Origin of the sequence: Bacillus mycoides (assembly GCF_018742245.1) — a bacterium.
Taxonomy (GTDB): Bacteria; Bacillota; Bacilli; order Bacillales; family Bacillaceae_G; genus Bacillus_A; species Bacillus_A cereus_U.
Window position 1 is genome coordinate 2,268,251 of record NZ_CP036132.1, and the last position, 17,224, is coordinate 2,285,474.

Genomic DNA, 17,224 nt, shown 5'->3' on the forward strand with positions numbered 1-17,224 from the left:
AATTCAACATTTAAATATATAAAACCTTTTAGTGTATGTTGTTAAAAAGCTGTACCTTTTTTGTATAAGGGTACAGCTTTCGTTGTACTATTTGTTTGGACTTTATATGGAAAAATGTAGCGTTTATTCGCCCGTTGAAAAATTAATATCAATTTAAAGGGGAGAGCTAAGTATGTAAAGAAAAAATATAAGTGAATGTGATCTCGATTTGTGGTGGGATAAAATTCATTTTGGAGTAGGACTTAGTCGGAAGGAAAACTCATACATTTAGTAGTTAGTTAAAAATGAAAGTCTAATAGTAAGGGTATTATACATAAGGGAGAGACGAAAAGTGACTAATTATATGTTAAAAGATCGTGAACTTTATTTAGATGTCTCCGGTATTAATCATTGGTGTAAAGTTGCAGGGGCAGCTCATAATACAGTTCCTCTCATTATTGTACATGGAGGTCCAGGCGGTAATCATTATGTATTTGAGAGAACTCTGGGAATGAAATTAGAAGAATATTTAACTGTAGTTTATTATGAACAAAGAGGATGTGGGCGTAGCGAGGCACCTCAAGATGACAATGACTATTCTATAAATACTTTAGCAGAAGATTTGGAGGAATTAAGAAAGCGATTAAATATAAACAAGGTAAATTTGTTAGGATATTCTTTTGGTGGACAACTTTGTTTAGAGTATGCTTTAAAATACCCAGAAGCAGTTGAGAAAATGGTATTACAGGCACCATTATTAGACGATTATGATGAAGTGTATAATGTGCAGATAGAAGGGTTCCTAAAAGTAACGGAAGGGAAAATGAAAGAACAAATATCTATAATTAGTAAGTCGGAAATCTCCTTGAAAGAAAAAAATAATCAAGTTTGGAACATTGTTGATACTGAAGTTGTTGATCGGCTATTGTTTAAAAATCAAGAATTTGCAAAGTTAAATCGTAGTCTTTGGGAAGAAAGTCATTTAAGTAATACAGGGAAGATGAGTAAAGTTATTTTTGAAACGAAATCAATTGTACCGCTTATTGAGCGCATTAATGATTTGGAACAAGATACATGTGTCATTGTTGGAGCGCATGACTATAATACTGGTGTGGAAATGAGCAAAAGGATAACGAGTCATATGAAAAATAGTAAACTTGTTATATTTGAAAATAGTGCACATTTTCCAGATATCGAAGAAACAGATAATGTATGTGAAACGATTATAGAGTTTTTAGAAATATAGTATAAAAACACGGATAGGATTAATTGTTTGAATATTGAATTATACAATGTGTGAATTGTTTATTTATAATTTGGGAGGATGCAATATGATTGAATATAGAAAAGCAAGAGTGGAATGGTTGGTTTGTTGCAAGTGATAATGGAGAAATACTCGGTGCTGGTGGTTTCACTGGTAAAGCGACAGCAGAGTTATTTGTAATATATTTAAATCCAAATAGAAAAAGAGAAGGTATCGGTACAGAATTACTTTCTATAATTACAAATGATCAAATTGAACGTGGTGCAAAAGAACAATGGGTTTCAGTTGCAAAAGATAATGCTATGGGGATTCCATTTTATGAAGCAGTTGGATTTAAATACCAAGATGAAAGACCAGCTTATGGACTACCTGTAGGTGAAGGTTTCACATCTATTCGATACAAACGTGAGTTAGCAATTAGCTTAGTTGAAAGATAAGTAAAAAAGACCTCGTCCGAATTATATTTAGGTTATAGTTGTTGAAGTCAATAAAAGTAAAGGCAAGGACCTATTTGATATGTATAATATGTTTTTGCTTTTATATTATAGTTAGTTTTGAAAAAAGTTTGATAAAAAGGTCTATTTTGTAGGGTAATTACCTATTCATAAAATAACACTAATTTTTTGTACACTGTTGCTATAAATTCTCGCGAGAGTTGGAAAATAGCCGGGTTTCCAACCTGATGTGGTGATGAGGTGCGAAGCTATTATGAGTGCAGTGACATAACTAGGAGGTTTCCACTATGACAACTTTATTTAAAGCTATGGAGTTCCAGCTGAAAACTGAACGACTTGATTTGAGTATGTGGGAGGAATCTGATTCAGCCTGGATGAGAGAATTAATTGGCGAACGTGGTGTGGATATGCCAACCCTTGACGCCGTTCGTAGCATGCTTATCGAGATGCGTAAGAAAGCAAGTGAAAATGGTATTTCCCTTCTCACTATTCGAAGGCGAGACGAAGGTGATTTCATCGGATACTGTGGCTTGATTATCGGTCGTTCCACACTGGAAGAGCCGGAGATCGCATACGAGTTGTTCCGCAGTGCTCATCGTAAAGGCTATGCGACTGAGGCAGCATCCGTTGTGCTGGACGCTGCGATTGCTACCGGGCGCCGCAGACTTTGGTCGACTGTAGGCGCTTGGAATGTTGCGTCTTTCCGGGTGTTAGAGAAGATAGGATTTGAGAGGCATCACAGTACGTGGGACGAGCGTGGTGAGATTGTTTGGAACGTACGCGACCTTTAGAAATCCCGGACCTAACTCGAAACTATTGAAAAGGAGAACAGCCCATTAGTTTTGGGGGAAATCCAGATAAAGATAAAATGACTGATTTATAACCCAAATAGTGACAAATTATAACTGAAGCATGTCCTCCTTCCGAATTCAGTAAAGGGTAAGCCTTTCTATTAACAATGGGTATTTCTTGAGCTCTCATTAAAATACTCTCCCGTCCTTTGTTTATCTTTAGGCTACCTCTAATCAAATTAGGATTGTTTATTTAATGTCCTCGAAAGTGGAGTGCTGCCTTCGCACCGAGGCTTTGTCCTCTTCCCAAAACCAAACGAACGTTTCAAGGTATATATCTATATTATACTGATTAAACTGAATGTTTATTTTTTTGCTTATTTCATTCATTATGTAAATAAAAAAGGATAATTAGCCCTCATAATGGACTAACTATCCTATTATTATATGAATTTAATAAAATCGAGGTCTTTTTTGTATACGATATAATATATAAGCTATAGATTAATCATTTTTCAAACCGTATATGAACGAACTTCAACATCTTTATTAAATTTACAATCCGCATCATGATTCGTGTACTTCCATCCCAATCTTTATTTGTAGGTATATGTTTAAAGAAAGGGGAACAGCTTAATATTTTTATGTTAGAAGACCATCTTTCTATTGATTTTGGATTGTTTACATAAAAATACATCATAGCACCGTTATTACCAGATTTTTTTACAGTAGCATTCGAAAGCGTCAGTGCGAACTTTGATTCAGCGTCAAAATATAATTCTCCTCCAGGAAAACGTTTTGCCATAGCGACAATTATCTCCTTCAGTTCCTCTTCTTTAAAGTAATAAAACACACCTGCTGATATAAAAAGAATACCGTCTTTTGGATCATATTTTATATCGTTGAACCAAGAAGTGTCAAAAAATGATTTGGCAATGTTTATATTTCGTGGTGTATCTTCAATTAATGTTTTGCGGAAAGCGATCGCATCAGGCAAATCAAGGTTATACCACTGTATAGTACCGTTATCAATTCTTGAAAAAGTAGTGTCTAGTCCAGAACCGATATTTACTATAGTAGCATTCGGATTCTTTGTAATAAATTGTTTTATAGTATCATCAATTTTTCGTGCACGGGTAATGTAAGTGATACATCCGTATTCGCCAAATGTATCTGCTATTTTAGAGAAATCAAAGTCGCATTCTTTAATAATCCGAATAGCTTCCGTATCATCTAAAATATCCTTGTTTTTCTCACTACCATACGCTCGTCCCCATAGTGGAATAAGCATAGTACCTTGAACTGATTGTAAATCTATTTCTTTAACCATGAAACGTCCTCCGTTTAATAATAAAAAATATTATATATATATATATGATTAGTCGTTATTTAGCATTTTTGATAGCATTTTATTTGTTTTATACAGTCCGTAAGTTAAATCATGTTGATCTTCTTCATTGAGTTTTTCAAGATTACTAGTGAAATTATTATAAATTTGTTTCCATCTTTCATAATGTGCTTTTTTAGCTTTATCTGTTAAGGAAATTAAAACAGCTCGTTTATCTACTGTATCTTGTTTTTTTATAATGTATCCGTTTTGCTCTAAATTACGAACGGTTACACTTAATTGTTGTTTAGGTATGTTTAAATAACTAGCAATCATTTTTAAATTTACAGCGACCTTTTTCTGGGCAATATACTCAACTATGTGTTGCTCTAAATGTGTAAATTCAGTGGATTTCTCTGATAATAATTTGAAAGTACCTGACATATTTAATAATAAATTCATGTATTCGTTTAATAATTCGTTTTGGGGCATTATTTTCGCTTCCTTTATGTATTTAGTAATTATTTTATTACTATTTTAATGATTAATCAAATTGTTTAATTGATTATAGTAAACAAATATTTACTATATTATTATTTTTGGAACTATACAAACAGAGGTAGAAGAGTATAAGAGGTGTTTTTGGGGTAGGAGAATATGATAGAAAATAAAATATTACTAAATACATATAACTAATGCATGTAATGTCTTTTTCAGTTATTATGCTATAAATAATTTTATGGTAAAATCTTTAACATAATTAAATAAAGGGGTAGTATTCTATGGGTTATTTCTCAAATAGTTTATTAGTTTTGTTTGTTCTTATCGTCTGTAGCTGTATGATTTTTGGTTGATAATATAATGATAGATTTATATAAAAGAAGTTAACTTAGGTGAGGTTAACTTCTTTTTATTTTATGTTGAGAAGGAATTATATTTTTCTTATTGAAGTTTGTTTAAGTTAATTTCATATTAAGGGTAATTTTATGAAATACAAACAAACGAGAGAATAAGGAGTATTCACATGAATAATAGTATAAATTACACAATTGAACATCCAACGGATTTCAATGGATTATTAGCCTTATATGAATCTTTAGGATGGAATTCTCTTAAATTAACGGTTAATGAATTGGAACAAATGTGTAAACAAAGTTGGCATGTAATTTATGTTTTTGATGATAAGAAGTTAGTAGGGATGGGGCGTGTTATATCAGATGGAGTAATAACAGGCATTATTTGTGGAGTAGGTGTATTGCCAAAGTATCAGTCTAGTGGCATTGGGAAAGAAATAGTGAAACGATTAATACAGCATTGTGAACACAATAAGGTTATTCCGCAACTTATGTGTGTAGAAAATTTGCAATCTTACTATGAATCTATTGGGTTTGAGGCATTCTCAATTGGGATGAAAAAACATATTATAAGATAGCGTGGCTTTATATTTTCGGTGTACTTGTACATATGTTCAAACTTTATCATAAAGGAGCATAAAGTTATGGAGATTGCTAAAGGAGTAGAGATGTTACATCTTGAATTCCAAGGGTATATTATTCACCCAATTCTTTTATGGGATGATGAAATGGCAGTTTTAATAGATACTGGATTTCCTGGACAAATTGAAGATATACAAGTAGAAATGGATAAGGTTGGAGTATCGTTTGGTAAACTAAAAGTCGTGATTTTGACGCATCAGGATATAGATCATATAGGTAGTCTTCCTGAACTATTACAAAACTGTGGAAGTAATATAACAGTCTATGCTCACGAGCTAGACAAGCCATATATCGAGGGGGAGTTACCCTTATTGAAGGATGCACAAGTACAGAATCCTCCGAAAGGAAAAGTGGATGATACTTTGATTGACGGTCAAGAACTTTCCTATTGCGGTGGTATTCTTATTATTCATACCCCAGGGCACACTCCTGGTCATATTAGTTTATATTTGAGACAAAGTAAAACTCTTATCGCTGGGGATTCAATGTATAGCGTAAACGGAATTTTAGGGGGAATTCATGCCCCGACTACTTTGGATGTAAAGGAAGCACACCAGTCTTTGAAAAAGTATTTAGATTTAGATATAGAATCCGTAGTTTGTTATCACGGTGGATTAAGTAAGGGGGAAATTAATGAGCAAATTCAAAGATTATAGAGAATAAAAATAACAAATTATCATTTTTTATGGAGTTATTATAAATAATGATCAACCTTTGATATGAAGAAAATTTATAATTAAAATAAATAAGAGCATGTTTTGATCATTTTTCAACAACATGCTCTTTATATTTGTTCTTTTATAAAGGTTAATAATATCAAATTAATGCAACCATATTTGAAAGGTATAGCTGTTATTCAATTAAGTAAATCTCATATTATATTCAATATTAATGACTTAACCCATTCCAATAAAACGAAACGATTTGTTTTGCTAATTCATCTATATTTGCAAGAGTAGGATTGTGATTCTCATCTTTAAAATTCCCGATTGATAATAAAGTTACGAAAGCATGGGCAGCAAATTTAGGATCTCCTTTAGGTATTTCTCCAAGGGCCGTCGCATTATCGAGTGCTTTTTCCAATACATCATACATGTTATCCTCGGCATTTTTTAATTCCTTCAATTGCTCTTCAGATAAGGATAGTTTTGCATCTTTCATAAAGTTCTTCATATCAATATCCATCGTTGCGTGTAAGTATACTGTAGCAAAGTCCAATAATCTTTCTTCCAAAGCCTTATTTGTAGAGAGGATTTGATCCATATTTTCTCTTATTCGTACCATCATTTGAATCATAGTAGCGGTAAATAAATCCGCTTTTGTTGAATAGTAATAGTAGACGGTTGCTTTTGTAACACCACATTCTTTCGCGACCTCATCCATCGAAACAACTTGATAATTTTGAGTGAGAAATAATCTAGTTGCAACTTCTAAAATGATTGCTTTTGTAGATTTTGTATTTTTATTTTGACGAGGCCTTCCGAGAGGACGTTGTTTTTGATCCAAATACATTCGCTCCTGACATTTATGATTGAGATAATTATAACATAATTTTTTAATCATTCTTGATTAATTAACCGACCAGTATATATAATTAATATTGGTGGGGAAAAGGAAGGTGGGTTTTTATGAAAAAGCACCCGTTAAATATGTTAGGGAAGCTTGTAGCAGGGAAGAATACGCAATGGATAACTTTATCGGTTTGGATTCTTATTACATTGGTACTTTCATTTACGTTGCCACAAGTAAACAGTATGAAAGAACCGAATCCGAAAAATTTACCTGAAACAGCTATGTCACAGCAAGCTGAAGCACTTATGAAAAAAGAATTTCCTAATAATGCAGGAAATCCGTTGTTAGTAGTATGGCATCGAGATGGTGGATTACAGTCAAAGGATTATAAACTCATACAAGACGTTTATAAAGAATTAAAGGCCAGTCCTTTAAAAGAACAATCAACATTACCACCATTTGATACAATTCCAGAGCAAGTATTATCAAAAAGTGCATCAAAAGATGGTACATCATTTGTCACACCAATATTTTTTAATAAATCTGCTGGAACGGATATATTAAAAGGTAATTTAGAAGAGTTACGAAAAATAGTGAATAGTAAAGTGGATGAAGATCCGTTCAAACAAAAAATTACCGACTCTGGTTTACATGTTCGATTATCTGGACCGGTAGGTATTCAAACGGATGCGGTAAGTTTATTTAGTCAAGCTGATGTGAAATTATTAGTCGCTACTGTATTACTTGTATTGGTTTTATTAATTTTATTGTATCGCTCTCCAATTTTAGCAATTTTACCTTTACTTGTTGTTGGCTTTGCATATGGAATTATCAGTCCGACACTGGGCTTTTTAGCAGACAATGGATGGATTAAAGTAGATGCACAGGCTATATCAATTATGACTGTCTTACTGTTTGGAGCAGGAACGGATTACTGTTTATTTTTAATTTCAAGGTATAGGGAGTATCTGTTAGAAGAAGAAAGTAAATATAAGGCACTGCAACTTGCGATAAAAGCTTCAGGTGGTGCAATTATAATGAGTGCACTAACTGTAGTATTAGGATTAGGAACATTATTGCTTGCACATTATGGAGCCTTTCATCGATTTGCAGTACCATTTAGTGTTGCTGTTTTCATAATGGGAATCGCTGCATTAACAATTCTTCCGGCATTATTATTAATTTTTGGTAGAGTTGCATTCTTCCCATTCATACCGAGAACAACTGCAATGAATGAAGAGTTTGCGAAAAAGAAAGTTTTAAAAGTAAAAACTACAAAGGGGGCCTTTAGTAAAAAGATTGGTGATATTGTTGTACGTAAACCGTGGACAATTATTATGCTAACTGTATTTTTATTAGGAGGATTGGCTTCATTTGTACCACGTATTCAATACACGTACGATTTATTAGAATCATTCCCGAAAGATATGCCATCACGTGAAGGATTTACATTAATCACGGATCATTTTTCAGCTGGAGAATTAGCACCAGTAAAGATTGTAGTTGATTCAAAAGGAAAAGATTTACCTATTAAACAAGAAATAGAGAAATTATCCTTTGTTAATAAAGTGAAAGAACCAATGAAGGGAAAAGAAAATAATCAATTGCAAATGTATGAAGTTTCTTTAGTGGAAAACCCATACTCAATTGAAGCATTAGATCAAATCCCTGAATTGAAAAATAGTGTAAAAAAAGTATTAAAAGACACAGGGATTAGTAATGCAGAAAATCAATTGTGGATTGGCGGGGAAACAGCTTCCTTATATGATACAAAACAAATAACAGAACGTGATGAAGCGGTTATTATTCCTGTGATGATTAGTATTATCGCTTTATTATTGCTTGTTTACTTACGTTCTATCGTCGCGATGATCTATTTAATTGTAACTGTCGTTTTATCATTCTTCTCAGCGCTAGGAGCAGGATGGATAGTACTTCACTTTGGTATGGGAGCTCCCGCAATACAAGGCGCGATACCGTTATATGCATTCGTATTTTTAGTTGCCTTAGGAGAAGATTATAATATCTTTATGGTCTCAGAAATATGGAAAAATAGAAAGAAACAAAATCATGTAGATGCAGTAAAAAATGGTGTTATACAAACAGGAAGTGTAATTACATCAGCTGGTTTAATTTTAGCAGGAACTTTTGCAGTATTAGGTACGTTGCCAATCCAAGTTCTTGTTCAATTTGGTATTGTGACTGCAATCGGTGTATTACTAGATACGTTTATTGTGAGACCATTATTAGTACCAGCAATTACAGTTGTATTAGGACGTTTCGCTTTTTGGCCAGGAAAGCTTTGGAAAGAAGAAAAGCAATTACAAAAAGAAGATACTTTATAAAAGAAGGTTGCCGATAAAGTCAGTAAAACTGATTTTTAGGCAACCTTCTTTTTTGTTGGGATGATAAAGAATGGTCATTTTGAACAGGCTTCGAAAAATATAGAGTAAATGTATGACGAAGTTTTAAGTGCATCAAAATTTTTCTTAACAGACATAATAATTCATAAGAAATTCCAATTTAGTGAGGAATTTCTAAAAATATGTATTGTTATAGGATGGTTAAAATGTGGGACACGATTGTTTCGTATGTACCTGAGTGGAAAGTTTTTATACAAGCCTTTATCGTACTTTTCATTCCATATATAATTTCAAGATTTTTTAGTTGGATTCGTACATTAGAAAAAGAGTAATATAACGAACTACGTTCAAGTGAAAATAAATATTGATATGTAAGAGAAGTATAAGAAGATTTTTGGGAGAAAGAGTGATGAAGATGAAAGCACAGGATTCAATGGGTAATCAAAACCAAGGACAGGGTAATACATATGAGGATAAAACTACTAAAGTTTCTGAAGACTACTTTACAGGTGATTTCAACTTAGATTTAGAGGTCATAAAAAAAGAAGCTCTTGATAACTCGGACGTTTATTGTCGAGAGTTTAATATCGGCGGGACTAGCATCCGCGCAGTTCTTGTTTTTGTAGAAGGGCTGTCAGATAAAGATCTTATTGATATGCACATTTTGAAATCATTAATGTGTAATTTTCCTGATGAGTATAAAGATGAATCATCTAATGTGAAAGATAGTGTTTCAAAAGAGTTTATTAAAAACCGAGTTCTTCCTATTAGTGGAGTGGAAGAAGTACAATCTGTGCAAAAAATGATGTCAAAGGTGTTAATGGGTTCAACGGCATTATTAATTGATGGATTATCAGATGTATTCATACTTAATACAAAAAAAGGAAAAACACGTAATATTGAAGAGCCAATATCAGAGGGATCGGTTAGGGGGCCACGGGTAGGTTTCACAGAAGTTTTATCGGACAATACTGCTTTGTTACGGTTACACGGTGAAAATGAAGGATTATCATTAGTGAAATTTCATGTAGGAGAACGGGCTAAGAAAGACTTGGTTGTTGCCTTTATGAAAGAGATTGCTGATCCAGAATTAGTAGAAGAAGTTAAGAAGAGAATTGAGAAAATTAATATTGATAATGTGCCAGAATCAGGTTATATAGAACAACTTATTGAAGATAATTATCTTAGTCCTTTCCCGCAAGTACAGAGTACGGAACGTCCTGATAAAGTTATCGCTGCATTAATGGAAGGAAGGGTTGCAATTTTATTAGATGGAACACCTTTTGTATTAATTGTTCCGGTTACATTTAGTATGATGATGCAATCACCCGAAGATTATTATGAACGCTGGATACCAGGTACGCTGATTCGGTTATTGCGCTTTGGAACGGCTATTATTTCTCTATTTGCTCCCGCTCTGTACATTTCATTTATTTCATTCCATCCTGGATTGATTCCAACTAAGTTAGCCATTTCAATTATAGGAGGGCGAGAAGGCGTCCCGTTTCCTGCAATTATAGAAGGATTATTTATGGAAATTGCAATTGAAATTTTACGAGAAGCAGGGCTACGACTACCTAAGCCTATTGGTTCAGCGATGGGAATTGTAGGAGGATTAATCATTGGGCAATCAGCTGTATCAGCTGGAATTGTGAGTCCCATAATGGTAATTGTTGTGGCGGCCACAGCTATTTCTTCTTTTGCACTTTCTCATTATAGTACAGCAATTCCATTACGTATTCTTCGCTTTGTAGCTATGTTTTTCGCTGCTATATTCGGATTATATGGAGTTATTCTATTTTTCTTATTTATATGCAGTCATATTTCAAGGCTTAAAAGTTTTGGTGTACCTTATGCTAGCCCGGCTGTCTTATATCAATTTACCGATTGGAAGGATTTTATTGTTCGTATGCCAATTCAGATGATGAAGCGACGTCCAAAAATGTTGAATTTAAAAGACTATGTACGGAAAGGTAGTGAAGAGGAATGATTACGAACTCAAAGGACAAAATTCCCACTTCACAAGCAGCTGTTATTCTTATCAATTATATACTTGCTATCGGAATTCTCACTTTACCTAGAACAGCAGCTGAGAAAGTACAAACTCCTGATGTTTGGATAACGGTTATTTTAGGGGGATTAATTGCGATAGTTGCAGGCATAATTATCGTGAAGTTAAGTCAACAATTTCCTGAAAAAACATTTTATCAATATAGCCAAGAACTTGTAGGGAAATGGCTTGGAGTGTTAATTAGTTTGTTGATTATCGGTTACTTTTTAACACTTTCTTCCTTTGAACTTAGAACGTTGGAAGGTATAACAAGTTTCTTTCTATTAGAAGGTACGCCTGACTGGGCTATTCTTATACCATTCATGTGGATAAGTCTGTATTTAAATCTAGGCGGAATAAATGCGATAGCACGCTTATTTGAAATTATTTTTCCAATTACAGTTTTTATTTTTTTAGTGACATCTTTTATGAGTATAGGAATATTTGAACTCGATAATCTTCGTCCTGTATTAGGATTAGGGATTGTTCCGGCATTAAAAGGCCTAAAAACAACAACTATGGCATATTCGGGTGCTGAAATTATGTTATTACTTTTAGCCTTTATGAAGAAGCCGTCTCAAGGTGTAAGGGTTGTAATAATTGGCACTATGATTCCTTTACTTTTTTATGTCATTACAGTTGTAATGGTTATAGGAGCATTTTCTATCGATGGTGTATTGGTGAGAACATGGCCTACAATTGACCTTATGAGAAGTTTTGAAATTCAAGGCTTAATTTTTGAACGGTTTGAATCTTTGTTATTAGTGATATGGATTATGCAAATCTTTGCAACATATACAATTTGTTATTATGCAGCTGCTTTAGGGTTAGCGCAGCTCTTTAATAAAAATATTCATTCCTTTTTGTATGGATTACTTCCGGTAATATATATCGTTGCTGAAGTTCCAAAAAACATAAATGAGTTATTTGAATTTGGAAATATGATTAGTAACGCAGCAATAATTTTATTTGGTATTCTTCCGTTTCTTCTTCTTATGATTTCGAAGGGGAGGAAAAAAAAGGCATGAACCAAAATGTTAAAGGTAGAAAAATTATTATAAGCATAGCGTCAATAGTTTTTCTCTTAATACTTACAGGATGCTGGAGTAGTCATGAAATTGAGGAGTTAGGTTTCGCCGTAGGTTTAGCAATAGATAAGGAAAAAGAAACAAAGATTGAAAAAGAAATTGAAGAAAAGGGCGGTGGATATAAAAAGAAGAATTTAATAACAACCACCTACCAATTTGTTAAAGCACAATCATCATCAGACGGAGGAAAAGGTGGAGTATCACAACAAAAAGCTTATATGAATGTTGCAGAAACAGGAGATTCTCTTCATCAATCAATACGTGAAGTTGCATTAAGAAGGCAAAGGCCTATCATTTTTCATCATACGAAAGTAATAGTTGTTAGTGAAAGTATCGCCCGAACATATAATTTAACGCAGTTATTGGACATCTACGTTCGTGATAATGAGATGAGACCTAGTTGCTTTATTATGGTCAGTAAAGGGATAGCTAGTGATGCGTTAAAATCAAAAGAACCTGGGGAAATTCCAGCATTTCGCTTGATTGAAATCGAGGATAATCAATATAGATCCTCACGAATCTTATCGCCGATGCCACTTGCAAAACTACCAGGAAAGGTGAAATCTGGGGCGAGTTTTCTTTTACCGAATGTGATTTCCATAAACGGAGAAGTAAAATATGTAGGTGCTGCTGTAATTAAGGGGAGCACAAAAAAACTCCGTGGCTTTTTGAATGAGAATGAATTAGAAGGCTTAATGTGGATAACCGCAAAAGGGAAAAGTGGCTTAGTGAAAAGTTATGATAAAAAGACAAAAAAATTAGTTATGTATGAAGTGAAAGCTATAAAAAGTAAAATTACGCCCCATGTTAAAGGGGATAAAATCTCTTTCGATGTCAATGTGCAGTCTGTGGGAAGGTTATCCGAAAACTGGTCTGAGTCAGAGGAGGCTTTTAAAAATACATTTCTCAAAAGGGCGGAACAATCTGCGGAGCAAGAAGTGAGGCGATTAGTGAAACAGACATTACAAAAAATTCAAAAGGAATATAAAACTGATGTTGCTGGCTTTAATACTAGTTTGAAAATCCAGTATCCAAAAGTATGGAAGAAAGTTGAAAAGGATTGGGATAAAGTGTTTAGTAAGACACCAATTAAATATAATGTAAAGCTAACCATTGAAGACTATGGCACGGAAGGTGCATAACGAAGAAACAACAAAAAATATACAAAAGCTCTGAAGAATGAATTTTTTTATAAAAATGCTCCAGAGCTTTTTATTGTACTTAGTAAATGAATAAGAAGATACATATTCCGTTTTAATATTCTTTATTTTATAATTATTTATAAGTGCTAGTAAATATAATCACTAAAAATAGGAGTGATGAAATGACAATATTACCTATACGAAAAGATGAGGCCATAATTATTAATATGGCAAAACTATATTGTAAAGTGTTTGATAAAAGAAATTTTGATGAAATGGTAGAACGAATTACAAGACATATGGGATATACAGATTTTAAAGGAGTAGTAGCAATAAATGATGAAAATGAAGTTATTGGTTTTACTTATGGTTATCGTTCTTTGGAAGGACAGTACTATAATCAATTAATGAGAAAATCATTAAATTCGGAACAAGTAGACCAATGGTTAGAAAATTGTTTTGAATTTGTAGAGTTAGCAGTTCACCCGAAATATCGAAATGAGGGTCTTGGAACGAAATTACATAATGAATTATTAGAAGGGATTCCAAATAGAACAAGTGTTTTAACCACGCAAATAAACAATGAAAAAGCGCGTTCTTTATATGGAAAATTAGATTGGATAAATGTATTGGAATCATTTCATCCAAGTAAAGATGATGTTCCATATGTAATAATGGGAAAAGTATTAAAAACAAAAGTGAATTAATAACTTTGTTGTACATATAAGTTATTGGTTTATAACATTTAAGGGGAAAACAAAATGACGATAATATCTATTGAAAAAGCTACAATCTTAGATGCTGAAAAGTTAACAGAAATAATGAAAAGGACATTCGATGAAGAAGCAAAACAATGGTTGCCTGATCAAGAGAAAATTGTAGATTATAACATTCAACCACCAGGATATTCTTCAGTTGAGATGACTATATATTCGATTGAAGAATTGGATTATTGTAAAGTTATACTGGATGAAGAAATTGTCGGTGGAATTATAGTTACGATTTCTGGTAAGTCTTACGGTAGAATAGATCGTATATTTGTAGATCCTATTCATCAAGGGAAAGGAATTGGGTCACAAGTTATCGATTTAATAGAAGAAGAGTTTCCAAGCGTAAGGATTTGGGATCTTGAGACGTCTAGTAGACAAATTAATAATCACCATTTTTATAAAAAAATGGGTTTTGAAACAATTTATGAAACAGAAGATGAGTATTGTTATGTGAAGAGAATAAAGACAGCTTCAAGCGAAGAGAACTTAGTTAATAATAATGATATGAAAACTGGGCGATATGAAAACTGTAATTTGGCAAATTCAGAGTATTATCAAGTGAATTTAAAAGATAGTTCATTTGTTTATAGCAATGTAATGAATATTAATATGAGTAATTGTAATTTAAGTCAATCAAAGTTTAAAAATATAAATTTAAGGAACTCCTCATATGCAGATTTGAATCTTTCGGGCAGTAAATTTAATTTGGTGACTTTAGGTGGAGTTCAATTCAAGAATACAAATCTTGGAGCGGAAAAGGAACCTATTTTATTTGATAGATGTGATTTGGAAGGATGTACAATAAGTAATAGTAATCTTAAAAACGTTGAGATAGAAAATTGTAATATAACTGGTATGAAAATAAACGGTATTCCAGTAGAAGAACTGCTGGAGTTGTATAATCGGATGAAAAATTAAACAAAAAATCACTTAGCATCTTCTAAGTAATTTTTTTATTTTGAACGAGAGAATAGAAAGAATATAAGAGATGATGTTCAAAAAATAAATTTTATATCGAAATAATTATATAAAAATAACACAAAGAAATAAGGGTAGGCAGGATTTTAATATTGGATATTAGAATATGATAATTGAATGGAGGGGAGAAAGATGGGGATTAACGTTAGAGCAGTAGAAACACAGGATGCTAGAGCAATTCATCGTATATGCATTCAAGATGATGTTTTACCATATATGGTTTTCCTACCTAGTATGCGTGTAGATGCAATGGAGAATAGAATTCGAAATTTAGCACAGAATCAATTTGAATTTGTAGCAGAATATGATGGAGAAGTTGTTGGATTTGTCGGTTTAACCCAAAGTCCAGGACGAAGATCTCACTCGGGTGATTTATTCATCGGAGTAGATAGTGAATATCACAATAAGGGAATTGGAAAAGCACTTCTTACAAAAATGCTTGATTTAGCTGATAATTGGCTAATGTTAGAGCGAGTGGAGCTTGGTGTATTAGAAACGAATCCTAGAGCCAAAGTATTATATGAAAAATTTGGATTTATCGAAGAGGGTGTAAAGGTTGGGAATTTGAAGGCTCATGGGAAATTTGTTAACGAAATCATGATGAGTCGTTTTAGACCAAATGGTTTGATTGTACATAATAAATAGAGGTGTAAATTGAACGGAAATATCGATTTGTTTTGAAAAAAGTATGGCAAAAGGACGCCATGCTTTTTTAGTTTGTTAAAAATAAAGAGCAATTTTTATTTAACGGATGTTTTAACGGGTGAAGCATTAGGAATCATCTTGATCCGGAAAGCATATGACTTAATAGAATCTATTTCTATGTGCAAGGGGAATGCATATGTGGAAAATTCAAAAACCTTGAAAAAACCATCGCATAAGTATATTTAAATTTTATTTATTTTCATACATAGCATAATTGCGCATTCAAGGAACAAGGAGTGATTGTAATGTCGACAGACCAACCTATTCCTGGACATTTTATTATGGACCCACAGCGGGCTATGCTGTTGCCACCGGAATTGAAAGCAGCTCCACCTGAATCATTAACAGAACAATTATTTATTGAACGATCTATAACTGAAAATAGATTTTGGTTACGTATTATGAAAGAGCATGCTTTGTTTCTTGGTGAGGGATTTAACCGTAACGATAAAAATTTAATTCAGCAGGTAGAACAATTTTATAATCAGTTTGATAGGCAGCTGCAAAAAGCATTTACTATTCCGCAAACTGTTCAAGCAGTTAGGCAATTAAATGAAGAGAGCATTCAGTTAGTGTATGCTTTTCGTAATTATAAAAGAAATTTACTAATTTTAATCATCAATTGTAAAGTGAAAGGGTTTAATTTCCCACTTTTAGTGGATCATGTTGCACGAGAAGCAGAATATTTTATGCGGACACTTCAAAAGTTTAACGAAGGGAAAATGGATCCTATTCAAGATGCGATTATTAGTGAGAATGTTTTCTGGCTGCGTATTATGATGGAACACTCACGTTTTATTGGATCATTATTGGATCAATCAGAAAGAAATCTTGTTCATACAGCGTTGAAATTCGGTGATGATTTCGAAATTCTGCTTAACCAAGCTAGAGATGTTGAATCAATGTTATATCAAAAAGAACCGACATATCCAATTATAGGGAAAATGAATAAAGATAGTGAAAACGCCACTGTTGAGCTAAGGAATTTCAAAAAAGCAGGATTAGAGTTAATTCAAACATGCCAAATTCGAAGTGTTATTAATCCATTGCTTGCTGATCATGTTACAAGAGAGGCAGAGCATTTCCTCTTCATGATTCATGTATTGGAGCAAAGGCTAAAGCAAAAGCAAGTGGAACAATCTCCGCAATAATAAATAAACAAGAAAAGCATGACAAACTAATGTCATGCTTTTCTTGTTTATCCCGCTATTTGTGGGTAGTAAAACTCCCACCTCAAAATTCGGTTGGAGCAAAGAAGTTAGGTGGGAGATAAACTGCCCGTAAACGCCAGCTTGGTGAAGGCT

Annotated in this window: 15 protein-coding genes and 1 pseudogene; 13 read left to right on the top strand and 3 right to left on the bottom strand. The window is 33.1% G+C overall.

Annotated features, from left to right (window positions below):
- The first annotated feature begins 343 nt into the window (after positions 1-343).
- The 3 genes and pseudogenes from EXW56_RS11495 (at position 344) to EXW56_RS11505 (ending at position 2,489) form a co-directional block, all read left to right on the top strand.
- Positions 344-1,225 carry an alpha/beta fold hydrolase gene (locus EXW56_RS11495; RefSeq protein WP_033716866.1) on the top strand — a complete coding sequence of 294 codons (882 nt, stop codon included), beginning with the start codon at positions 344-346 and terminating at the stop codon, positions 1,223-1,225.
- 89 nt (positions 1,226-1,314) lie between these two features.
- Positions 1,315-1,680 (top strand): annotated as a pseudogene (locus EXW56_RS11500) (GNAT family N-acetyltransferase); the annotation flags it as partial.
- A gap of 305 nt (positions 1,681-1,985) precedes the next feature.
- Entirely contained in the window at positions 1,986-2,489 is a 504-nt protein-coding gene (locus EXW56_RS11505; RefSeq protein ID WP_002200529.1) for a GNAT family N-acetyltransferase, read from the top strand.
- Between the two features lie 508 nt (positions 2,490-2,997).
- Here the strand turns inward: EXW56_RS11505 and EXW56_RS11510 are convergent.
- Together EXW56_RS11510 and EXW56_RS11515 are read right to left on the bottom strand one after the other, a co-directional pair.
- The gene (locus tag EXW56_RS11510; protein WP_002157878.1) at positions 2,998-3,819 is read right to left on the bottom strand and encodes a class I SAM-dependent methyltransferase; all 822 of its coding nucleotides are present in this window, start codon (positions 3,817-3,819) and stop codon (positions 2,998-3,000) included.
- Positions 3,820-3,867: 48 nt separating this feature from the next.
- On the bottom strand, positions 3,868-4,308 hold the full coding sequence (locus tag EXW56_RS11515) for a MarR family winged helix-turn-helix transcriptional regulator (protein ID WP_215597492.1): 441 nt from the start codon (positions 4,306-4,308) through the stop codon (positions 3,868-3,870).
- A 532-nt stretch (positions 4,309-4,840) separates the two neighbouring features.
- On the opposite strand from EXW56_RS11515, the gene EXW56_RS11520 reads away from it, so the two are divergent.
- Together EXW56_RS11520 and EXW56_RS11525 are read left to right on the top strand one after the other, a co-directional pair.
- Positions 4,841-5,248: a GNAT family N-acetyltransferase gene (locus EXW56_RS11520; RefSeq protein ID WP_199661262.1), complete on the top strand. Its 408-nt coding sequence runs from the start codon at positions 4,841-4,843 to the stop codon at positions 5,246-5,248.
- A 66-nt stretch (positions 5,249-5,314) separates the two neighbouring features.
- Positions 5,315-5,968, top strand: a complete 654-nt coding sequence (locus EXW56_RS11525) for an MBL fold metallo-hydrolase (RefSeq protein ID WP_215597493.1) — start codon at positions 5,315-5,317, stop codon at positions 5,966-5,968.
- Between the two features lie 232 nt (positions 5,969-6,200).
- On the opposite strand, the gene EXW56_RS11530 is transcribed toward EXW56_RS11525, so the two are convergent.
- Positions 6,201-6,818: a TetR/AcrR family transcriptional regulator gene (locus tag EXW56_RS11530; protein WP_215597494.1), complete on the bottom strand. Its 618-nt coding sequence runs from the start codon at positions 6,816-6,818 to the stop codon at positions 6,201-6,203.
- Between the two features lie 122 nt (positions 6,819-6,940).
- Between EXW56_RS11530 and EXW56_RS11535 the strand changes: the two genes are divergently transcribed.
- The 8 genes from EXW56_RS11535 (at position 6,941) to EXW56_RS11570 (ending at position 17,071) form a co-directional block, all read left to right on the top strand.
- Complete coding sequence (locus EXW56_RS11535) at positions 6,941-9,169, top strand: MMPL family transporter (RefSeq protein ID WP_002109871.1); 2,229 nt, start codon at positions 6,941-6,943, stop codon at positions 9,167-9,169.
- Between the two features lie 427 nt (positions 9,170-9,596).
- Positions 9,597-11,177: a spore germination protein gene (locus EXW56_RS11540; RefSeq protein ID WP_002200522.1), complete on the top strand. Its 1,581-nt coding sequence runs from the start codon at positions 9,597-9,599 to the stop codon at positions 11,175-11,177.
- Complete coding sequence (locus EXW56_RS11545; protein ID WP_002200521.1) at positions 11,174-12,265, top strand: spore germination protein; 1,092 nt, start codon at positions 11,174-11,176, stop codon at positions 12,263-12,265. Before EXW56_RS11540 ends, EXW56_RS11545 begins: the two co-directional genes overlap by 4 nt.
- A complete protein-coding gene (locus tag EXW56_RS11550; RefSeq protein ID WP_002200520.1) occupies positions 12,262-13,467 on the top strand; it encodes a Ger(x)C family spore germination protein in 1,206 nt (401 codons plus the stop codon). Before EXW56_RS11545 ends, EXW56_RS11550 begins: the two co-directional genes overlap by 4 nt.
- Positions 13,468-13,649: 182 nt before the next feature.
- Positions 13,650-14,174 (top strand): GNAT family N-acetyltransferase, encoded by a 525-nt coding sequence (locus EXW56_RS11555; protein ID WP_204209247.1) that lies wholly within the window; start codon positions 13,650-13,652, stop codon positions 14,172-14,174.
- 54 nt (positions 14,175-14,228) lie between these two features.
- Positions 14,229-15,155 (top strand): GNAT family N-acetyltransferase, encoded by a 927-nt coding sequence (locus tag EXW56_RS11560; RefSeq protein ID WP_215597495.1) that lies wholly within the window; start codon positions 14,229-14,231, stop codon positions 15,153-15,155.
- Between the two features lie 192 nt (positions 15,156-15,347).
- Positions 15,348-15,860 (top strand): GNAT family N-acetyltransferase, encoded by a 513-nt coding sequence (locus tag EXW56_RS11565; protein WP_002157865.1) that lies wholly within the window; start codon positions 15,348-15,350, stop codon positions 15,858-15,860.
- Between the two features lie 305 nt (positions 15,861-16,165).
- Entirely contained in the window at positions 16,166-17,071 is a 906-nt protein-coding gene (locus EXW56_RS11570) for a DUF2935 domain-containing protein (RefSeq protein WP_002109881.1), read from the top strand.
- The last annotated feature ends 153 nt before the right edge of the window (positions 17,072-17,224 follow it).

What these genes read in the sequence shown, in the direction of transcription:
- EXW56_RS11550 (WP_002200520.1), top strand. Translation starts at nt 12,262, where the DNA reads ATGAACCAAAATGTTAAAGGTAGAAAAATTATTATAAGCATAGCGTCA.
- EXW56_RS11505 (WP_002200529.1), top strand. Translation starts at nt 1,986, where the DNA reads ATGACAACTTTATTTAAAGCTATGGAGTTCCAGCTGAAAACTGAACGA.
- EXW56_RS11495 (WP_033716866.1), top strand. Translation starts at nt 344, where the DNA reads ATGTTAAAAGATCGTGAACTTTATTTAGATGTCTCCGGTATTAATCAT.
- EXW56_RS11520 (WP_199661262.1), top strand. Translation starts at nt 4,841, where the DNA reads ATGAATAATAGTATAAATTACACAATTGAACATCCAACGGATTTCAAT.
- EXW56_RS11510 (WP_002157878.1), bottom strand. Translation starts at nt 3,819, where the DNA reads ATGGTTAAAGAAATAGATTTACAATCAGTTCAAGGTACTATGCTTATT.
- EXW56_RS11525 (WP_215597493.1), top strand. Translation starts at nt 5,315, where the DNA reads ATGGAGATTGCTAAAGGAGTAGAGATGTTACATCTTGAATTCCAAGGG.
- EXW56_RS11570 (WP_002109881.1), top strand. Translation starts at nt 16,166, where the DNA reads ATGTCGACAGACCAACCTATTCCTGGACATTTTATTATGGACCCACAG.
- EXW56_RS11515 (WP_215597492.1), bottom strand. Translation starts at nt 4,308, where the DNA reads ATGCCCCAAAACGAATTATTAAACGAATACATGAATTTATTATTAAAT.
- EXW56_RS11555 (WP_204209247.1), top strand. Translation starts at nt 13,650, where the DNA reads ATGACAATATTACCTATACGAAAAGATGAGGCCATAATTATTAATATG.
- EXW56_RS11565 (WP_002157865.1), top strand. Translation starts at nt 15,348, where the DNA reads ATGGGGATTAACGTTAGAGCAGTAGAAACACAGGATGCTAGAGCAATT.
- EXW56_RS11540 (WP_002200522.1), top strand. Translation starts at nt 9,597, where the DNA reads ATGAAGATGAAAGCACAGGATTCAATGGGTAATCAAAACCAAGGACAG.
- EXW56_RS11560 (WP_215597495.1), top strand. Translation starts at nt 14,229, where the DNA reads ATGACGATAATATCTATTGAAAAAGCTACAATCTTAGATGCTGAAAAG.
- EXW56_RS11535 (WP_002109871.1), top strand. Translation starts at nt 6,941, where the DNA reads ATGAAAAAGCACCCGTTAAATATGTTAGGGAAGCTTGTAGCAGGGAAG.
- EXW56_RS11545 (WP_002200521.1), top strand. Translation starts at nt 11,174, where the DNA reads ATGATTACGAACTCAAAGGACAAAATTCCCACTTCACAAGCAGCTGTT.